The 15,756-nt window shown below is 67.9% G+C and carries 19 protein-coding genes and 2 pseudogenes; 13 read left to right on the plus strand and 8 right to left on the minus strand.

Annotated elements, in window-relative coordinates; translation table 11 throughout:
• The first annotated feature begins 107 nt into the window (after nucleotides 1-107).
• The 5 genes and pseudogenes from F1D05_RS32190 (at nucleotide 108) to F1D05_RS32210 (ending at nucleotide 4,883) form a co-directional block, all read left to right on the plus strand.
• Nucleotides 108-749 (plus strand): ThuA domain-containing protein, encoded by a 642-nt coding sequence (locus F1D05_RS32190; RefSeq protein WP_246486143.1) that lies wholly within the window; start codon nucleotides 108-110, stop codon nucleotides 747-749.
• Nucleotides 734-1,837, plus strand: coding sequence for a Gfo/Idh/MocA family protein (locus F1D05_RS32195; protein ID WP_185444118.1), 1,104 nt, complete (start codon nucleotides 734-736; stop codon nucleotides 1,835-1,837). Before F1D05_RS32190 ends, F1D05_RS32195 begins: the two co-directional genes overlap by 16 nt.
• A 130-nt stretch (nucleotides 1,838-1,967) precedes the next feature.
• Nucleotides 1,968-2,987: a heat-inducible transcriptional repressor HrcA gene (hrcA, locus tag F1D05_RS32200; RefSeq protein WP_185444119.1), complete on the plus strand. Its 1,020-nt coding sequence runs from the start codon at nucleotides 1,968-1,970 to the stop codon at nucleotides 2,985-2,987.
• 31 nt (nucleotides 2,988-3,018) lie between these two features.
• Nucleotides 3,019-4,162, plus strand: a pseudogene (gene dnaJ, locus F1D05_RS42355) (molecular chaperone DnaJ).
• A 4-nt stretch (nucleotides 4,163-4,166) separates the two neighbouring features.
• Nucleotides 4,167-4,883 (plus strand): 16S rRNA (uracil(1498)-N(3))-methyltransferase, encoded by a 717-nt coding sequence (locus F1D05_RS32210; protein ID WP_185444120.1) that lies wholly within the window; start codon nucleotides 4,167-4,169, stop codon nucleotides 4,881-4,883.
• Here the strand turns inward: F1D05_RS32210 and F1D05_RS32215 are convergent, their stop codons facing one another.
• On the minus strand, nucleotides 4,884-5,372 hold the full coding sequence (locus F1D05_RS32215; protein ID WP_185444121.1) for a YybH family protein: 489 nt from the start codon (nucleotides 5,370-5,372) through the stop codon (nucleotides 4,884-4,886).
• A gap of 65 nt (nucleotides 5,373-5,437) precedes the next feature.
• Here F1D05_RS32215 and F1D05_RS32220 point away from each other — a divergent pair, with 65 nt between their 5' ends.
• Nucleotides 5,438-5,764 (plus strand): ArsR/SmtB family transcription factor, encoded by a 327-nt coding sequence (locus tag F1D05_RS32220; RefSeq protein ID WP_185444122.1) that lies wholly within the window; start codon nucleotides 5,438-5,440, stop codon nucleotides 5,762-5,764.
• Here F1D05_RS32220 and F1D05_RS32225 read toward each other — a convergent pair.
• From F1D05_RS32225 to F1D05_RS41345, 3 genes are all read right to left on the minus strand, one after another.
• Complete coding sequence (locus F1D05_RS32225) at nucleotides 5,751-6,851, minus strand: Gmad2 immunoglobulin-like domain-containing protein (RefSeq protein WP_185444123.1); 1,101 nt, start codon at nucleotides 6,849-6,851, stop codon at nucleotides 5,751-5,753. The genes F1D05_RS32220 and F1D05_RS32225 overlap by 14 nt on opposite strands.
• On the minus strand, nucleotides 6,848-7,357 hold the full coding sequence (locus F1D05_RS32230; protein WP_246486145.1) for a SigE family RNA polymerase sigma factor: 510 nt from the start codon (nucleotides 7,355-7,357) through the stop codon (nucleotides 6,848-6,850). The genes F1D05_RS32225 and F1D05_RS32230 overlap by 4 nt, the downstream gene beginning before the upstream one ends.
• A gap of 312 nt (nucleotides 7,358-7,669) precedes the next feature.
• Nucleotides 7,670-7,816 carry a hypothetical protein gene (locus tag F1D05_RS41345; RefSeq protein ID WP_246486146.1) on the minus strand — a complete coding sequence of 49 codons (147 nt, stop codon included), beginning with the start codon at nucleotides 7,814-7,816 and terminating at the stop codon, nucleotides 7,670-7,672.
• Here F1D05_RS41345 and F1D05_RS32235 point away from each other — a divergent pair.
• The 6 genes from F1D05_RS32235 to F1D05_RS32260 are packed head-to-tail and all read left to right on the plus strand — an operon-like array spanning nucleotide 7,815 to nucleotide 12,501.
• A complete protein-coding gene (locus F1D05_RS32235) occupies nucleotides 7,815-8,741 on the plus strand; it encodes a PhoH family protein (RefSeq protein ID WP_246486147.1) in 927 nt (308 codons plus the stop codon). The two genes, F1D05_RS41345 and F1D05_RS32235, sit on opposite strands and share 2 nt — an antisense overlap.
• Complete coding sequence (ybeY, locus tag F1D05_RS32240) at nucleotides 8,738-9,217, plus strand: rRNA maturation RNase YbeY (RefSeq protein WP_185444124.1); 480 nt, start codon at nucleotides 8,738-8,740, stop codon at nucleotides 9,215-9,217. The genes F1D05_RS32235 and ybeY overlap by 4 nt, the downstream gene beginning before the upstream one ends.
• A 7-nt stretch (nucleotides 9,218-9,224) precedes the next feature.
• The gene (locus F1D05_RS32245) at nucleotides 9,225-10,535 is read left to right on the plus strand and encodes a hemolysin family protein (protein ID WP_185444125.1); all 1,311 of its coding nucleotides are present in this window, start codon (nucleotides 9,225-9,227) and stop codon (nucleotides 10,533-10,535) included.
• 18 nt (nucleotides 10,536-10,553) lie between these two features.
• Nucleotides 10,554-10,889: a cytidine deaminase gene (locus tag F1D05_RS32250; protein ID WP_133977235.1), complete on the plus strand. Its 336-nt coding sequence runs from the start codon at nucleotides 10,554-10,556 to the stop codon at nucleotides 10,887-10,889.
• Nucleotides 10,873-11,811, plus strand: coding sequence for a GTPase Era (gene era, locus F1D05_RS32255; protein WP_185444126.1), 939 nt, complete (start codon nucleotides 10,873-10,875; stop codon nucleotides 11,809-11,811). Before F1D05_RS32250 ends, era begins: the two co-directional genes overlap by 17 nt.
• A gap of 33 nt (nucleotides 11,812-11,844) precedes the next feature.
• Nucleotides 11,845-12,501, plus strand: coding sequence for a GNAT family N-acetyltransferase (locus F1D05_RS32260; protein ID WP_246486148.1), 657 nt, complete (start codon nucleotides 11,845-11,847; stop codon nucleotides 12,499-12,501).
• Here the strand turns inward: F1D05_RS32260 and F1D05_RS32265 are convergent.
• Nucleotides 12,473-13,177, minus strand: coding sequence for a nitroreductase family protein (locus F1D05_RS32265; protein WP_185444127.1), 705 nt, complete (start codon nucleotides 13,175-13,177; stop codon nucleotides 12,473-12,475). The two genes, F1D05_RS32260 and F1D05_RS32265, sit on opposite strands and share 29 nt — an antisense overlap.
• 70 nt (nucleotides 13,178-13,247) lie before the next feature.
• Between F1D05_RS32265 and F1D05_RS32270 the strand changes: the two genes are divergently transcribed.
• Complete coding sequence (locus F1D05_RS32270; RefSeq protein WP_185444128.1) at nucleotides 13,248-14,147, plus strand: LysR family transcriptional regulator; 900 nt, start codon at nucleotides 13,248-13,250, stop codon at nucleotides 14,145-14,147.
• A gap of 75 nt (nucleotides 14,148-14,222) precedes the next feature.
• Here F1D05_RS32270 and F1D05_RS41350 read toward each other — a convergent pair whose 3' ends face one another.
• From F1D05_RS41350 to F1D05_RS32280, 3 genes and pseudogenes are all read right to left on the minus strand, one after another.
• Nucleotides 14,223-14,786, minus strand: a complete 564-nt coding sequence (locus F1D05_RS41350; RefSeq protein WP_246486979.1) for a hypothetical protein — start codon at nucleotides 14,784-14,786, stop codon at nucleotides 14,223-14,225.
• 145 nt (nucleotides 14,787-14,931) lie between these two features.
• Nucleotides 14,932-15,213: pseudogene (locus F1D05_RS41355) on the minus strand (GNAT family N-acetyltransferase); the annotation flags it as partial.
• A 67-nt stretch (nucleotides 15,214-15,280) separates the two neighbouring features.
• On the minus strand, nucleotides 15,281-15,685 hold the full coding sequence (locus tag F1D05_RS32280; protein ID WP_185444129.1) for a PPOX class F420-dependent oxidoreductase: 405 nt from the start codon (nucleotides 15,683-15,685) through the stop codon (nucleotides 15,281-15,283).
• Nucleotides 15,686-15,756: the final 71 nt, after the last annotated feature.

Here is a 15,756-nt window from a genome sequence, read left to right on the forward strand (position 1 = left end):
TCCGAGCGGTGGGAAAGGGCTTGAAGGGGCTCGGAACGACGCCTAGGGTCGCAGGGCGGCAAGCATTCATCCGATCTCTGAGACGGGCATTCTGAAGGGCGGACGGCGTGACCACACGACGGGCACTGGTGACCAGAGGCGGCTGGGAAGGCCATCTTCCGGTCGAGGCGACCGAGCTTTTCATCCCGTTCCTGCGGGAGAACGACTTCGAGGTGGAGGTGTCGGACGACCTCGACAGCTATCTCGACCTGGACGGCACCGACCTGGTGCTGCAGTGCATCAGCATGGGCGAGATCACCGCCGAGCAGGTCAAGGGACTCGAGGCCGCGGTCCGGTCCGGGACCGGCCTGGCCGGCTGGCACGGCGGCATCGTCGACTCGTTCCGCGGCGACACCGACTACAGCTTCATGACCGGCGGCCAATTCATCTCGCACCCGGGCGGCTTCGTCGACCACCGGATCGAAGTGGTCTCCGACGACCCGATCGTCGAGGGCATCACGCACTTCGACCTGCACACCGAGCAGTACTACGTGCATGCCGACCCGACCAACAACGTGCTCGCCACCACCACGTTCCGCGGCCACCCGGACTTCCCGTGGATCGCCGGCGCGACGATGCCGGCCGTCTGGACCCGCGGCTGGGGCGAAGGCCGCGTCTTCGTCTGTACGCCGGGCCACAGCCTCGCCGACCTGGACGTGCCCGAGGTCCGCACGATCATCGAACGGGGGCTGCTGTGGGCGAGCAAGTGACCGGCATCGGCATCGTCGGTACCGGTGTCATCAGCGGCACCTACCTCGACCACCTGGCCAAGCTGCCCGGCGTCGAGGTGGTCGCCGTCGCTGACCTGGACATCTCCCGCGCCCAGGCCATCGCGGACCAGCGCCCGGGAGTCCGGGCCCTGTCATCCGACGACTTGCTGGCAGACCCCGCGGTCGACATCGTCCTCAACCTGACGATCCCGGCCGCGCACGCACCAGTCCACCAAGCCGCGCTGCAGGCGGGGAAGCACACGTACGGAGAGAAGCCGCTCGCGGTCGACCGGGCCGAGGCGGAGCCGCTCCTCAAGCTCGCGGCCGCCAACAACCTCCGCATCGGTTGCGCACCCGACACAGTGCTCGGCACCGGCACCCAGACCGCACGGGCCGTCCTGGATCGCGGCGACATCGGCGTACCGACTGCTGCGTCGGCCTCCTTCGTCACACCCGGGCACGAGCTGTGGCACCCCGCACCGGAGTTCTACTACCAGCCCGGTGGCGGCCCGCTGCTCGACATGGGCCCCTACTACGTCACCAGCCTCGTCACGCTGCTCGGTCCAGTACGCCGGGTTACCGGGCGAGCTGGACGCTCCCAGGAGCAGCGCAAGGTTCACACCGGTCCCCGGGCAGGTGAAACCTTCCCTGTGGACGTGCCGACCCACGTAACCGGCGTACTCGAGCACGAGTCCGGCGCACTCACCACTGTGCTGATGAGCTTCGACGTCTGGGCCGCGCGACTTCCACGGATCGAGGTGTACGGCACCGAGGGCAGCCTGTCCGTGCCGGACCCGAACGGCTTCGACGGCAAGGTCGAGCTCGTCACCGCATCCAACCGGGAGTGGACAGAGGTCCCAGTAGCCGGCGGGTACGCCGGAGCGGGCCGTGGCGTCGGCCTGGCCGACATGGCGCGCGCGATCCGTACCGGTGAGCCGCATCGGGCCAACGGCACGCTGGCCTACCACGTGCTCGACGTACTGGAGTCGCTGCTCGAGGCTGCCGCTCAGGACCAGCCTGTGGACGTGGCAAGTACTGTCGACCGTCCGGCGGCCGTACCGTTGGGAGCGTCACCCGAAAGCAGCTGAGACGGGGCCCACGCCGCTTCGACGGGGTAACTGTCGCTACGGCTCGGTAGACTGGCACTCGAATTGCGGGAGTGCCAAGCCCGAAACGTACGGGCGAGCGTGGCCGACGGCCGGAGAGAGGGTGGTGTGCGTGCTGGACGAACGCAAACTGGACGTGCTCCGGGCCATCGTCGAGGACTACGTGGCGACCCATGAGCCGGTCGGTTCGAAGACACTGGTCGACCGGCACAACCTGGGCGTCTCCCCGGCGACGGTGCGCAACGACATGGCCGCGCTGGAGGAAGAGGGGTACATCACGCAGCCGCACACCAGCGCCGGCCGGATCCCGACCGACGCCGGCTACCGGCTGTTCGTGGACAAGCTGAGCACGGTGAAGACCTTGTCGGCGGCCGAGAAGAAGGCGATCTCGTCCTTCCTGGTCGGCGCGGTCGACCTTGACGACGTCGTACGCCGGACGGTGCGGCTGCTCGCGCAGATCACCCGGCAGGTCGCGATCGTGCAGTACCCGACCCTCAGCCGGTCCAGCGTGCGCCACATCGAAGTGGTCACGATGACGCCGCGGCGGTTGCTGCTGGTCCTGATCACCAGCACCGGGCGGGTCGAGCAGCGGATTGTCGAGACGCACGACGACGTCGACGAGAAACTGATCGCGGACCTCCGCTCCCGGCTGAACTCGGCGCTGACCGGCCAACGGCTGACCGACGCGGCGACCTCGCTCGAGAGCGTGACCGAGAACTTCGCGCCTGCCGACCGGCCGTTGGTCGCCGCTGTCGTGACCAGCTTGCTGGAGGCCTTCACGGTCGAAGGTGAGCAGCGGATCGCGGTCGGTGGCGCGGCCAACCTGACCCGCTACGGCGACGACTTCGAGCGCAACGTGAAACCGGTGCTGGAGGCACTCGAGGAGCACGTGATCCTGCTGAAGCTGCTCGGCGAGGCGACCAACCCGCAGACCCTGACGGTCCGGATCGGCCACGAGAACCCGTACGAGGGCCTCGTCACCACCTCGGTCGTCGCGACCGGTTACGGCTCGAAGTCGGAGGCGCTGGCCACCCTGGGCATCGTCGGCCCGACCCACATGGACTATCCGAGCACGATGGGCGCCGTCCGCGCCGTCGCGCGCTACGTCAGCCAGATCCTGGCCGACTCATGAGTGAACACACCACCTACCGTTGGTCTGGAGTATGAGCACCGATTACTACGCCGTCCTGGGCGTCAGCCGAGACGCCTCACCGGACGAGATCAAGAAGGCCTACCGCAAGCTGGCCAGGCAGTACCACCCGGACGTCAACGACTCCGAGGACGCGCACCACAAGTTCCAGGAGATCGGCCGCGCGTTCCAGGTACTGAGCGACCCGCAGAAGAAGCAGGTGCACGACCTCGGCGGTGACCCGTTCGCGAGCGGCCCGGGCGGGGGAGCAGGCGCAGGCTTCGGCCAGGCGTTCACCTTCACCGACATCATGGACGCCTTCTTCGGCCAGACCGGCGGGGCCACCCGCGGGCCGCGGCCGAGGACCCGGCGCGGCCAGGACGCGCTCATCCCGCTCCGGATCGATCTCGCCGAGGCGGCCTTCGGGACCACCCGCGAGCTCAAGGTCGACACGGCGGTGCTCTGCCCGACCTGTTCGGGGTCCGGCGCGGCCGCCGGATCCGAGCCGGTCACCTGCGAGATCTGCCACGGGCCGGGGCGAGGTGACGCACACGCAGCGTTCCTTCCTCGGTGAGGTCCGGACGATGCGTCCGTGCCCGACCTGCCGCGGCTTCGGCACCACCATCCCGAGTCCGTGCATCGAGTGCTCCGGTGACGGCCGGGTCCGCTCCCGGCGTACGGTCACGGTGAAGATCCCCGGTGGCGTCGACAGCGGCACCCGGGTGCAGCTGTCCGGCCAGGGCGAGGTCGGCCCCGGCGGCGGCCCGGCCGGCGACCTGTACGTCGAGATCGAGGTCGAGCAGCACGAGATCTTCAGCCGCAACGGCGACAACCTGCACTGCACGGTGACGCTGCCGATGACGGCCGCGGCGCTCGGTACGACGATCGATCTGCCGACGCTCGAGGGCGAGACCATGCCGCTGGAGATCCGCGCCGGCACCCAGTCCGGTACGACGATGACGCTGACCGCGCGCGGTGTCCCGCGACTGCGGCACGCGGGTCGTGGCGATCTGATCGTCCAGGTGATCGTCGAAACCCCGACCAGGCTGGACGAGAGCCAGTCGGCGTTGCTGACGCAGCTCGCGCAGGCCCGTGGCGAGGAGCGGCCGCAGGGGCAGATCCAGGCCACCCACAAGGGCGTCTTCGGGCGCCTGCGCGACGCTTTCGGCAACCACTGAACAGATGGGACTCGCGGTCTTCTACCTGGCTGACCTCGACGCGCCCGAGCTGGTGCTCGACGGCGCCGAGGGTCGTCATGCTGCCGTCGTACGCCGGATCGGGCCGGGCGAGCGGCTCCGGCTGACGGACGGGCGCGGGTCCTTCGCCGAAGGGCCCGTGACGGCTGCCTCGAAGACCGGGGTGACCGTGTCCGTGGAGCAGCGGGGGACGGTACCGGCGGCGAGTCCGCGGCTGGTCGTAGTACAGGCCTTGCCGAAGGGCGAGCGGGCCGAGCTCGCCGTCGAGATGCTCACCGAGGTGGGTGTCGATCTGGTCGTGCCGTGGAACGCGGAGCGGTCGCAGTTCCGGTCGAATCCCGAGCGGGTCGCGAAGACGCTGACCAAGTGGCAGGCATGGGCGTTCGAGGCCAGCAAGCAGTCCCGTCGGTCGTGGTTCTGCGAGGTCGCTCCGATCGCCTCGACCGCCGAGGTGGCCCAACTCCTGGCCCACGCCGCGCTGCGGGTGGTGCTGCACGAGGAGGCGAAGACCCGGCTCTCCTCGCTGCCCTTGCCCACGAGCGGCGATATCGTATTGGTCGTCGGCCCTGAGGGAGGCATCTCCCCAGCTGAATTGGAGGCATTCGCGGTCGACGCAGTTCTCCTTGGCGACACAGTTCTTCGTACTTCGACCGCAGGCATCGCCGCCGCTGCGGCCTTGCTCGCCCGCTCCCGCTGGAGCTGACTAGCCGCGCGCGGCCTGCTGGTAGGCGCCGAGGGCTTCGGCGTTGTCGATGCTGCCGTGGTGGTGGAGTTGGGCCCAGCGGCCGTCGTCGTAGCCGAAGATACGGGTGGTGCGGATTTCCAGCGGGACCTCGCCACGCTGCGGGTGCTGGTAGGTGCCGCGCTCGCGACCGGCGAAGACGACCGAGTCGGCGCGCCAGTAGGTGACCGCGTCGCCGAAGGTGACCTGTACGTTCAGGCCGCCGGTGAAGACCTTGCGATAGAGGTTCTCCACCGCGGACCGCGAGCGCAGGATCCCACCGATCGGGTTGTTCAGCTGGACCAGCTCATGATCGGCCCAGACAGCTGTCAGTACGTCGAGGTCTTGCTGGTTCAGCGCGTAGTAGAACGTCTCGAGCGCCGCGAGTGCACCTTCCCGCCCGGCCTGCTCCGCCTCGGCCAGCCGGTTCCGGACCTCCGGACCGAACTGGTAGTCGACGAGCTCGATCATCACGCCACCTCCGCTAGAGTGTTCGATGTGAACCAAACACTAGTGTATGACGAAGGTCGAACACTATGAGTACGGCCCGGTCCCGCTCACTGACCCACGAGGACCCGGCCGACGTCGACCTGCAGACCGCGCTGGAGGCACTCGCCGATCCGGTCCGCCGGATGATCCTGCAGGACCTCGCTGCGCATGAGGACTGGGTGCGGGCGTGCGGCACGTTCGACCTTCCGGTGACCAAGGCGACCCGCAGCCACCACTTCGCCGTACTGCGGGGCGCCGGGCTGATCGAGCAGCGCGACCAGGGGCCGCGTCGCGTCAACCGGCTCCGGCGGTCCGAGTTCGACCAGGCGTTCCCCGGCCTGCTGGCCGCAGTACTGGAAGCTAGCGGACGCTGACCGTCTTCGAGTCGAGGTCGGTGATGCGGCCGTCCTGGGGGGAGATCAGGTAGGCGTCGACCTGCCAGCGGCCGGGGGCGAGCTTGGTGGTGAAGGAGAACGGGGAGAAGCCCTGGCCCTGTTTCGTCGTCGTCTGACCTTGGACCAGCTGCTTGGTCTTCGGGTTGCTGGCGCGCCAGTTCACGGTCGCCTCGAAGGTTGCGGCGATGCCGTCGACCGTCACCAGGTTCGACACAGCCTCGCCCTCAGTGGGCGAGTTGATCCAGACCAGCGCCTGGACGTCAGCGGCCTGCGCGCGGCTGAAAGCCTGGCGGGTATCGACCTGACCGAACAAGGTCACTCCGGAACGCCCTTGCAGGGTCACGCGGACCTGTGCGCTTTGGTCGCCGAGCGCGCCTTGGACGGTGTAGACGAGCTGCTGGACGGCGACTTGTGCGATGCCCGCTTCCAGCTTCTGCTGTGGCAATGTCTTGAAGTCGACCGTCACCACGCCATCGGCCTGTGTCACCGAGCTGGGGGTCGCGTCCTGCCACAGCGAGTAGTAGTCGGGATCTTCGGTCTTCCCGCTGCTCATCATGCGGACCGCCTCCAGTGCCGGGCGCCCACTGACCCGGGCGAACGTCCGGTAGAGCCGTACGCCGGCGCCGGTGTCGTTACCTGTTGATTTGCCGAGCCAGTAGACGGAAACAGCCCTGCTCTTGACCATCGGTTCAGGCGTGCCACTGTCCTTGGCAACCGACGCCTTCTCGGTCGGCACGGCGCTCGGCGGCACGGTCGCCTGCGAAGGGAGTGTCGTAGCAGGGGCGGTGGCCTTCGAGCTGGTCGTGCCCACCGGTGGGCCGGCCACCTCGGGCTCGCCGGTGTTGCGGGCGTCGTCGCCGAGCATCGTGAAGGCGCCGATCGCGGCGGCGGTGCCGATCGCGGCCGCACCGGCCGTGATCACCCACGGGCGCCGGGTGACGACCTTGCGCTGGGAGCGGACCCGGGACTGGATCTCGTGCAGGCTGTCCGTCGGCTCGACCCGGTCGGCCTCCGCGGACAGGGCGCGACGCATCAGCTCGTCGAACTGGTCGTCGGGGTTGGTCATCGGCTCTGCTCCAGGACCTGGCGCAGCGACTTGCTCGCCCGCGCGGCGTGGCTCTTCACGGATCCGCGGCTGATCCCCATCGTGTCGGCGATCTCGGCCTCCGAGAGCTCACCGTAGTACCGCAACACCATCACGGTGCGCTGCTTCTCCGGCAGCGTGCGCATCGCTTCGATCACCCGGTCGGTCTCGGCCGTCCGGAGCACAGCCTGCTCCGCACTGGGCTCCTCCGGCAAGGACTTGGGCATGTGCTTGTCCACCACGACGAGGTGCCGCTGCCGGGACCGGCAGCGGTTCACGACCGCGGTGCGTAGGTAGGCCAGAGCCTTGTGCGGATCGCGCAACCGGTGCCAGCGAGCGTGCATCGCCACGAAGGCGTCCTGCACGATCTCTTCCGCCGAACCGGTATCACGCAGCAGCAGGGCGCCCAGGCGGACCAACGACGTGTAGTGCGCCGTGTAGACAGCCGTCAACGCCTCGTCTGCGTCCCACGAGGACTCATGTGCCACGCACTCATCGAACACCACAACGGGTTGTGCCACGCAACGGAGACGCCAAGGTCCCGTCCCAGGTTGACAACCTCTTCATGAGAACCTGACATTGCCGCAGGTGGGAGGACTCTTCGAAGCTGCGCGGTGACGCTCAGTGGTCAGCGTGCCGGGTGATCAGCTACACGGCGGCCGACCGGCTGTCGACGAGCTGGCCCTGGAAGACGCATCCCGCGTGCCCGCGCGCTGGATGAGGGTTTCGGGAGGGTTTGGAGGGGCGGCGGGGGTTTTATCGGATGAGGGTGTCGGGTGGGACGGCTAGCATGGGTGGAGTCACACCATCTGCATCAGGAGGAAGAGCCTGTCCAGGCCACGCAGTATCGAGCCGTCGCACCCGGATGCGACGCGCGCCGGCAGCGGCGCAAGCGGTGCCGGCCACAAGGCGTCCCACAAGATCGTCGTACCGAACAGCATCGACATGGTGGCGCTGCTCGGAGCCCGGGACGAGTTCCTCCGGATCGTCGAGAAGGAGTTCACCGCCGACATCCTGGTCCGCGGTAACGAGGTCAGCATGTCCGGTGAGCCGGCCGAGCTGGCCCTGGTCGAGCGGCTGATCGACGAGCTGATCGCGGTCGTCCGGACCGGTCACGGGCTGACCGCCGACTCCGTCGAGCGCAGTATCGCGATGATCAAGGCGCAGACGGCCGAGAGCCCGGCCGATGTACTGACCCAGAACATCCTGTCGAGCCGCGGCCGGACGATCCGGCCGAAGACGCTGAACCAGAAGCGTTACGTCGACGCGATCGACAAGAACACGATCGTCTTCGGCATCGGCCCCGCCGGTACCGGCAAGACGTACCTGGCGGTCGCCAAGGCGGTCCAGGCGCTGCAGGCCAAGGAAGTCAACCGGATCATCCTGACCCGGCCGGCCGTCGAGGCCGGCGAGCGGCTCGGGTTCCTGCCCGGCACGCTGTCGGAGAAGATCGACCCGTACCTGCGGCCGCTGTACGACGCGCTGCACGACATGCTGGACCCCGAGTCGATCCCGCGGCTGATGACGGCCGGGACGATCGAGATCGCCCCGCTGGCGTACATGCGCGGCCGGACCCTGAACGACGCCTACATCATCCTGGACGAGGCGCAGAACACCTCGCCCGAGCAGATGAAGATGTTCCTCACCCGGCTCGGTTTCGGCTCCAAGATGGTCGTCACCGGTGACGTCACCCAGGTGGACCTGCCGACCGGGACCAGGTCGGGCCTGCGGGTCGTCCAGGACATCCTGGAAGGCGTGCGGGATCTTGAGTTCTGCCGGCTGACGTCGCACGACGTGGTCCGGCACAAGCTGGTCGGCCGGATCGTGTCGGCGTACGAGAACTATGAAAGCGACGCTGAGCCCAGAGCATGAACGTAGAGGTCAACAACGAGTCCGGCGTGGAGATCGACGCCCACGGACTGATGCGGTTGAGTCGTTTCGTGATGTCGTCACTGCGACTCCACCCCGAGTGCGAACTGTCGATCAAGCTGGTCGACGAGGACACGATGGCGCGGTACCACGTCGAGTTCCTGGATCTGCCGGGACCGACCGACGTGATGTCATGGCCGATGGACGAGCTGCGGCCCGGGACCAATGACTCCGACGAGGGCGACATGCCGCTGGGGCACCTCGGCGACATCGCGCTCTGCCCGACCGTCGCGGCCGCACAGGGCGCGAAGGCCGGGCACGGCACCTGGGCCGAGCTGGAGTTGCTGACGGTGCACGGGATCCTGCATCTGCTCGGCTACGACCATGCCGAACCCGCCGAGAAGGCGGAGATGTGGGACGTTCAGGGGCGGTTGCTGGAAGCATGGCGAGCCCCCGGAAACAGGCTCGGACAGGAGTGACGTTCCAGTGACCTACCACGACGGCGTTCTGCTTGTTGTGGCCGCGGTGCTCGTACTCCTCGCCGGATTGTTCGCCGGCGCCGAAGCGGCATTGTCGTCGTACTCCAAGGTGCGCGCGAACGAACAGGTCGAGCAGGGCAACCTCCGGGCGACCCGGCTGCGCGACCTGCTCTCCGACGCCCCGCGGTACCTGAACTCCCTGCTGCTGGTCCGGCTGAGCTGCGAGATCACCGCGATCGTCTTGGTGACCCAGGCGCTGTCGAACATCTTCTCGGTCACCTGGGAGCACATCGTGATCACCGCCGTCCTGATGGTGGTGGTCTCCTACGTGATCATCGGCGTCGCGCCGCGCACCCTCGGCCGGCAGCACTCGGACCGGTTCGCGATGATGTCGGCCGGCCCGACGATGGCGCTGACCAGGATTCTCGGCCCGTTGCCGAAGCTGCTGATCCTGCTCGGCAACGCGCTGACTCCCGGCAAGGGATTCGCCGAGGGCCCGTTCGCGACCGAGGCCGAGCTGCGCGCGCTGGTCGACCTGGCCGAGAAGTCGTCGGTGATCGAGTCCGGCGAGCGGCAGATGATCCACTCGGTCTTCGAGCTCGGCGACACCATCGTCCGCGAGGTGATGGTGCCGCGGACCGACATGGTCTACATCGAGCGGCACAAGAAGCTCCGTCAGCTCACCTCGCTCGCCCTGCGCAGCGGCTACTCGCGGATCCCGGTGGTCGGTGAGTCGCTGGACGACATCGTCGGGGTCGTCTACCTCAAGGACGTGATGCGCCGCGTCTACGACAACGCCCAGGCCGAGTCGACCGAGCGGGTCGAGTCGGTGATGCGGCCGTGCATGTACATCCCCGACTCCAAGCCGGTGGACGAACTGCTTCGGGAGATGCAGGCGGCCCGGATGCATGTCGCGATCGTGGTCGACGAGTACGGCGGAACGGCCGGCCTCGTCACGATCGAGGACATCCTCGAGGAGATCGTCGGCGAGATCACCGACGAGTACGACGAGGCGCCGGAATCGGTGCAGGCGTTGTCGGACGGCGCCTACCGCGTCTCGAGCCGGTTCCCGATCGACGAACTCGGCGAGCTGTTCGGCGTACCGCTGGACGACGACGACGTGGACACGGTCGGCGGCCTGATGGCGAAACTGCTCGGCAAGGTGCCGATTCCCGGTGCCGAGGTCGAGATCGAGGGTCTCGGGCTGTCTCTCACCGCGGAACGCCCGTCCGGCCGGCGCAACCAGGTCGGTACGGTGCTGGTCCGGCGCGGCGAGCCCGCCGGCCAGCCGCAGGACAGCAGTCATCAGACTGCCTGAAATCCATGGAGCCGTGTTTTGTCTGCTGACCTGTCCGCCGAGGACGCCAAGCTCGTCACCCTGGCCCGGGCCGCCCGGGCCAGGACCCGGGCCGCCGAAGGTGCCGCTGTCCGGGACACCGACGGCCGGACTTATGCTGCTTGCACGGTGCAGCTGGACACCGTCCTGCTGAGCGCGCTGCAGTTGGCGATCGCGATGGCGGTGTCTTCCGGCGTCAAGGGGATCGAGGCCGCCGCGGTGGTGACCGAATCACCGGACGTCGATGTGGAGGTGGTGCGCTACTTCGGTGGCGCGGCCCTCCCGGTAGTCGTTGCCAATGGCAACGGAGAGGTTCGTGATGTCGTCCACACCTGAGAACGCGCCGGAGTTCCGGTCCGGGTTCGCCTGCTTCGTCGGGCGCCCGAACGCGGGCAAGTCCACGCTGACCAACGCGTTGGTCGGCCAGAAGATCGTGATCACCTCGTCGAAGCCGCAGACCACGCGGCACGCCGTACGGGGCATCGTGCACCGGCCGGACGCCCAGCTGATCCTGGTCGACACCCCCGGTCTGCACAAGCCGCGGACGCTGCTCGGCGAGCGGCTGAACGACATCGTCAAGACGACCTGGGCCGAGGTCGACGTGATCGCGATCTGCCTGCCGTCGAACGAGAAGATCGGGCCGGGCGACCGGTTCCTGGTGACCGAGGCGGCCAAGGTTGCCAGGACGCCGAAGATCGCGCTGGCGACCAAGTCCGACCTGGTCGGCCCGGACCGGATGGCCGAGCACCTGTCCGAGATCGCCGCGCTGGGCGAGTCGGTGGGCATCGAGTGGACCGCGGTAATCCCGGTGTCGGCCACCGACGGCTTCCAGACCCAGCTGGTCGCCGACGAGCTGGTGAAGCAGCTGCCCGAGGGCCGGCCGCTGTACCCGGACGGCGACATCACCGACGAGCCCGAGGAGATCCTGGTCGGCGAGCTGATCCGGGAGGCGGCGCTGGAGGGTGTACGCGATGAGCTGCCGCACTCGATCGCCGTCACGATCGACGAGATGGGGCTGCGCGAGGACCGGCCGGCGGACAAGCCGCTGATCGACATCTACGCGAACCTCTACCTCGAGCGGGACAGTCAGAAGGGCATCATCATCGGCCACAAGGGCGCCCGGCTGCGTGAGGTCGGAGCGAACGCGCGCCGCCAGATCGAGGCCCTGCTCGGTACGCCGGTTTACCTCGACCTGCACGTCAAGATCGCCAAGAACTGGCAGACGGACGCGAAGCACCTTCGCAAGCTCGGCTTCTGATGGGCGTGCTGAAGAACCCGGTGTACTACGCCCTTGAGGGGGCGCACGCCGGTCTTGCCGAGGTGCGAGGGCCGGGCCCGTCGCTACCCGTCCCAGGTCGCGCCGTTCCTCGGTCTGCCGGACGAGATCACGTCGCAGGACTGGGCGGACGCGGCCGAATTGGTCGGCGTCGGTCATACGGCGGCGTTGATGCGCCCGGACCTGCCGATCCCGGAGCCCTTCAAGCTCGTTCAGCAATTCGACCTGGTCCAGTTGGTGGCGCCGGAGTCGTTCGGCGCCGAGGACCCGGCGGCCGTAGTACTGGGTGTCGAGGACGTGCCGGAGATGCTGGCGCTGACCGAACTCACCGAGCCTGGGCCGTTCCGCACTCGGACCATCGAGTTCGGCGGCTACCTCGGGCTTCGCTCCGGTCAGGGCGAGGAGGGCAAGCTGATCGCGATGGCGGGGGAGCGTTTCCGCCCGCCTGGTTACGTCGAGATCAGCGCGGTGTGCACCGACCCGGCGTACCGGGGCAAGGGGTTGGCGACTCGCCTCGTTCGTGCGGCCGCGGCTGCCATCGAGCGCACCGGCGCCCGCCCGTTCCTGCACACCGGCGGGACGAACACGACCGCCATCCGCCTGTACGAGGGCCTCGGCTTCACTGTCTCCAACCGGATGAAGGTCACGATCGTGGAGCCGGTCGCCGCCTGAAGGTCAACGCCTCCGCGAGCGGCTTGCGATCCAGTACCGGTACTTCGCAGTCGTCAGCGGGGTAGCCGACCGGGAACAGGATGAACGGCCGTTCGGTCGCCGGCCGGTCGAGGACCTGGCTGAGGAACGCCATCGGGTTCGGGGTGTGGGTGAGTGTCGCGAGGCCCATCGTGTGCAGCGCGGCAATGAACAGGCCGCAGGCGATGCCGACGCTCTCGCTCACGTAGTAGTTCTTCTGCAGGGTCCCGTCGGGCAACGGGGTGTGCTTCTGGGCGAACGCCACCACCAGCCAGGGTGCGACGTCGAGGAACTCCTTGTGCTCGTCCGTCTCCAGCCGGGCCAGCGCGCCGTGCCAGTCCGGAAGCTCGCGTTCGAGGTAGAAGCGTCGCTCCTCTTCCTCGGCGGCGAGCCGGATGCGGTGCTTGAGATCCGGATCGTCCGTGGCGACGAAGGTCCACGGCTGCTGGTGTGCTCCGCTGGGCGCGGTGTTGGCGGCCCGGACCGCAAGTTCGATCGCCTCGACGGGCACCGGGTCGGGGGAGAACCAGCGCACCGACCGGCGCTGGTCGAGTTCCTGGAAGAACTCCTCGCCGCGCCGCAGGCTCTCCTCCACCGGCAGGCGTGGCAGGGCGTACGGCTCGAACGGATGCTGATGGGGTCTCGTCGACGACGTCACAGGTCGAAGGTGACAGACGAGCGGTCATGAGTCCACCTTGGAAAACTGCACCAACCCATAAGCTGAACTCATGGCACTTCCTGCCGTTTCGCCCCGGCAGCTCGAGTACTTGGTGGCGATCGCCGAGACCGGTGGCATCACCGCGGCCGCTGCTCGGTGCCACGTCTCCCAGTCGGCGGTCTCATTGGCCGTGGCCGAGCTGGAACGTGCTTTGCAGGTCCGGCTCGTACTGCGCGGCTCGCGGCGCGGCACCCGCTTGACTCCTGCCGGAGCGCAGGTGGTGACCGACGCCCGCAAGGTGTTGGGTGCCCTGTCCGAGCTGGCGGCCGGGGCTCGGAGTCTGGGGCAGGATCTCGATGGAGGGTTGACGGTCGGGTGCTACGCGCCGATCGCGCCCTTCCATCTGCCGGCAGCGATCGCCGGGTTCCGGCAGGCGCAGCCGCAGGTGGAGATCCAGTTCACCGAAGGCACGCTGCCGGAGGTGCAACGGGATCTTCTGGATGGCCGGTGCGAGCTGGCTTTCCTTTATCTGCAGAATTTGCAGCCGGGGATCGAGTACGCAGTACTGCATGATCGGCCGCCGGCTGTGCTGCTTCCACCCGACCACCGGCTCGCTCGCCGGCGGTCGGTCGCTCTGGCCGAGCTGGCTTCTGAACCATTGGTCTTGCTGGATGTCGCACCTAGCGAGCATTACTTCCGCGCGGTGTTCGAGGCGGCCGGTCTGGAGATGCGGCCCGCGTATCGGGCCGGCAGCGTGGAGTTGGCCCGGGCTCTTGTTGCTCGCGGTATCGGCTACTCCCTTGCCGTGCAGCGCCCGCGGGTCGACCTCAGCTATGAAGGCCTTCCATTGGTCACCCGACCTCTGAAGGACGTCGTACCGACTACCCCAGTAGTCCTGGGGTGGGCCGCTGGAGGCCGCCTCACCCGCCGAGGCGAGGCGTTCCTCAAGTTCTGCAGGAAGACCTTCTAGAGCGACTTCTGGAAGTCCAGAGCTCTGGCGACTATGTGGCCCCCACCCACCCCGCTTTCCTTCCCTTAAGTGCAGCTAGAGGGACTTTTGGAAGTCCAGGGCTCTGGCGACTATGTGGTAGTTCAGCTGTTCGTTGATCGCGATCATGTGGGAGTTGGACTCTGCGTTCCAGGTGTCGAGTTGGGTGATGGCCGGCTCGGCCTCGCGCAGCCACAGGAGCATGCCGGTCTTGACCAGCGCGCCGAGACGATGGCCGCGGTGATCGCGGGAGACAGCGGTGTCGGCCTGTTCGGCGATGTGCGGACGCTCTTGCTCGACGGTCACCGTCGAGTGGCCGGCCAGTACGCCGGTGGCTCGTTCGCGCGCGATCACGCGGTAGATGCTCCGTTCGCGCCCGAGCTGGGCCTCTTCGTAAGCGCGCAGCCGTTCCGGGCTGTACTCGTCGTCCTCGATGTCGAGCTCGTCCCTCGGTGCGTCGTTGATCGACTCCGTCACCGCGACCATGTCGGCCAGCATCTCCTCCGGCAGCCGGCCGGTGATCCGGATCAGTTCGTACGCCGACGAGGCGCGGACCGCGTCGTCGTACAGGGCCTCGACCAGCGACCAGTCCAGACCCGCGATGTCCTGTCGCCGATTCACCTCGATCGCCTTCTGCTCGAACCCATGATGCTCGGCGAACGCGGGCCGCCTTCGGCAGATCCCAACTGCTGATACCGATCGAGCTCCGGCCGACCCGGCGCGCCAGCTGCTCGGCGTACCGGATGAGCTCGCCGCCGATGCCGCGGCCGCGGTAGTCCGGGTGAACCTCGATCTCCAGCCAGGCGAGGTTGGTGTTGTCGTAGTTCGGCAGATCGACCGTCAGCAGGCCGGCCGCGAAACCGTCGGTGTCGCGGGCCAGGTAGGCCTGCGGGGGTTCGCCGTCCCACCCGTACCTCAACTGGCCCGAGAAGCCACGAGCTGTCGGCAGCACCTGTTCCGGGCAGTCGAGTTTCGCGGTGGCGGTGAGGAGGGCCACCGCTTCGATGCAGCCGGCCTCGTCATCGGGGGAGAGCCTGGTGATGTCCACCCTCCCAGGGTGCGCCCTACCCGCCGGTCACCGCGAGTCGATTACGACTGGTGAAGAATTTCCCCGCTCACATCGCCGCCCCGTAGGAGTGGTCGACTGTCATCGAGAACAGCAACCGCTTGTCGGCAACCATCGCGCGCCGATAGTCATCCCAATCGGGATGCTCACCGGACGCCTCGCGGTAGTAGGCGACCAGTTGGTCCACGGTGTCGTCGTGCTCGTCGGCCGCCACCGGGGTGAGCTGTGCGTTGCCCTCGAGTACGACGTACGAGCGCCCGCCCGGCCCGTTCACGTACAAGCTCGCCCGCGGATCCCGGCGCAGATTCTTGGTCTTCGCCCGCCCGTCGGTGAGCGAGATCCGGATCGTCTCCCCGTCGTACAGATACGTGACATTGGACAGCTGCGGCCGCCCATCCCGCTTGACGGTGACAAGCACCCCAAGCCCGGTCTTCCCAACCACCTCAGAAGTCATACCTGCAGCTTAAGTTTCAATCAACCCGGGCGCACGCCGACCCACTTCGCGTACGCCGACCCGATTCCCGC

Origin of the sequence: Kribbella qitaiheensis, assembly GCF_014217565.1 — a bacterium.
GTDB lineage: Bacteria > Actinomycetota > Actinomycetes > Propionibacteriales > Kribbellaceae > Kribbella > Kribbella qitaiheensis_A.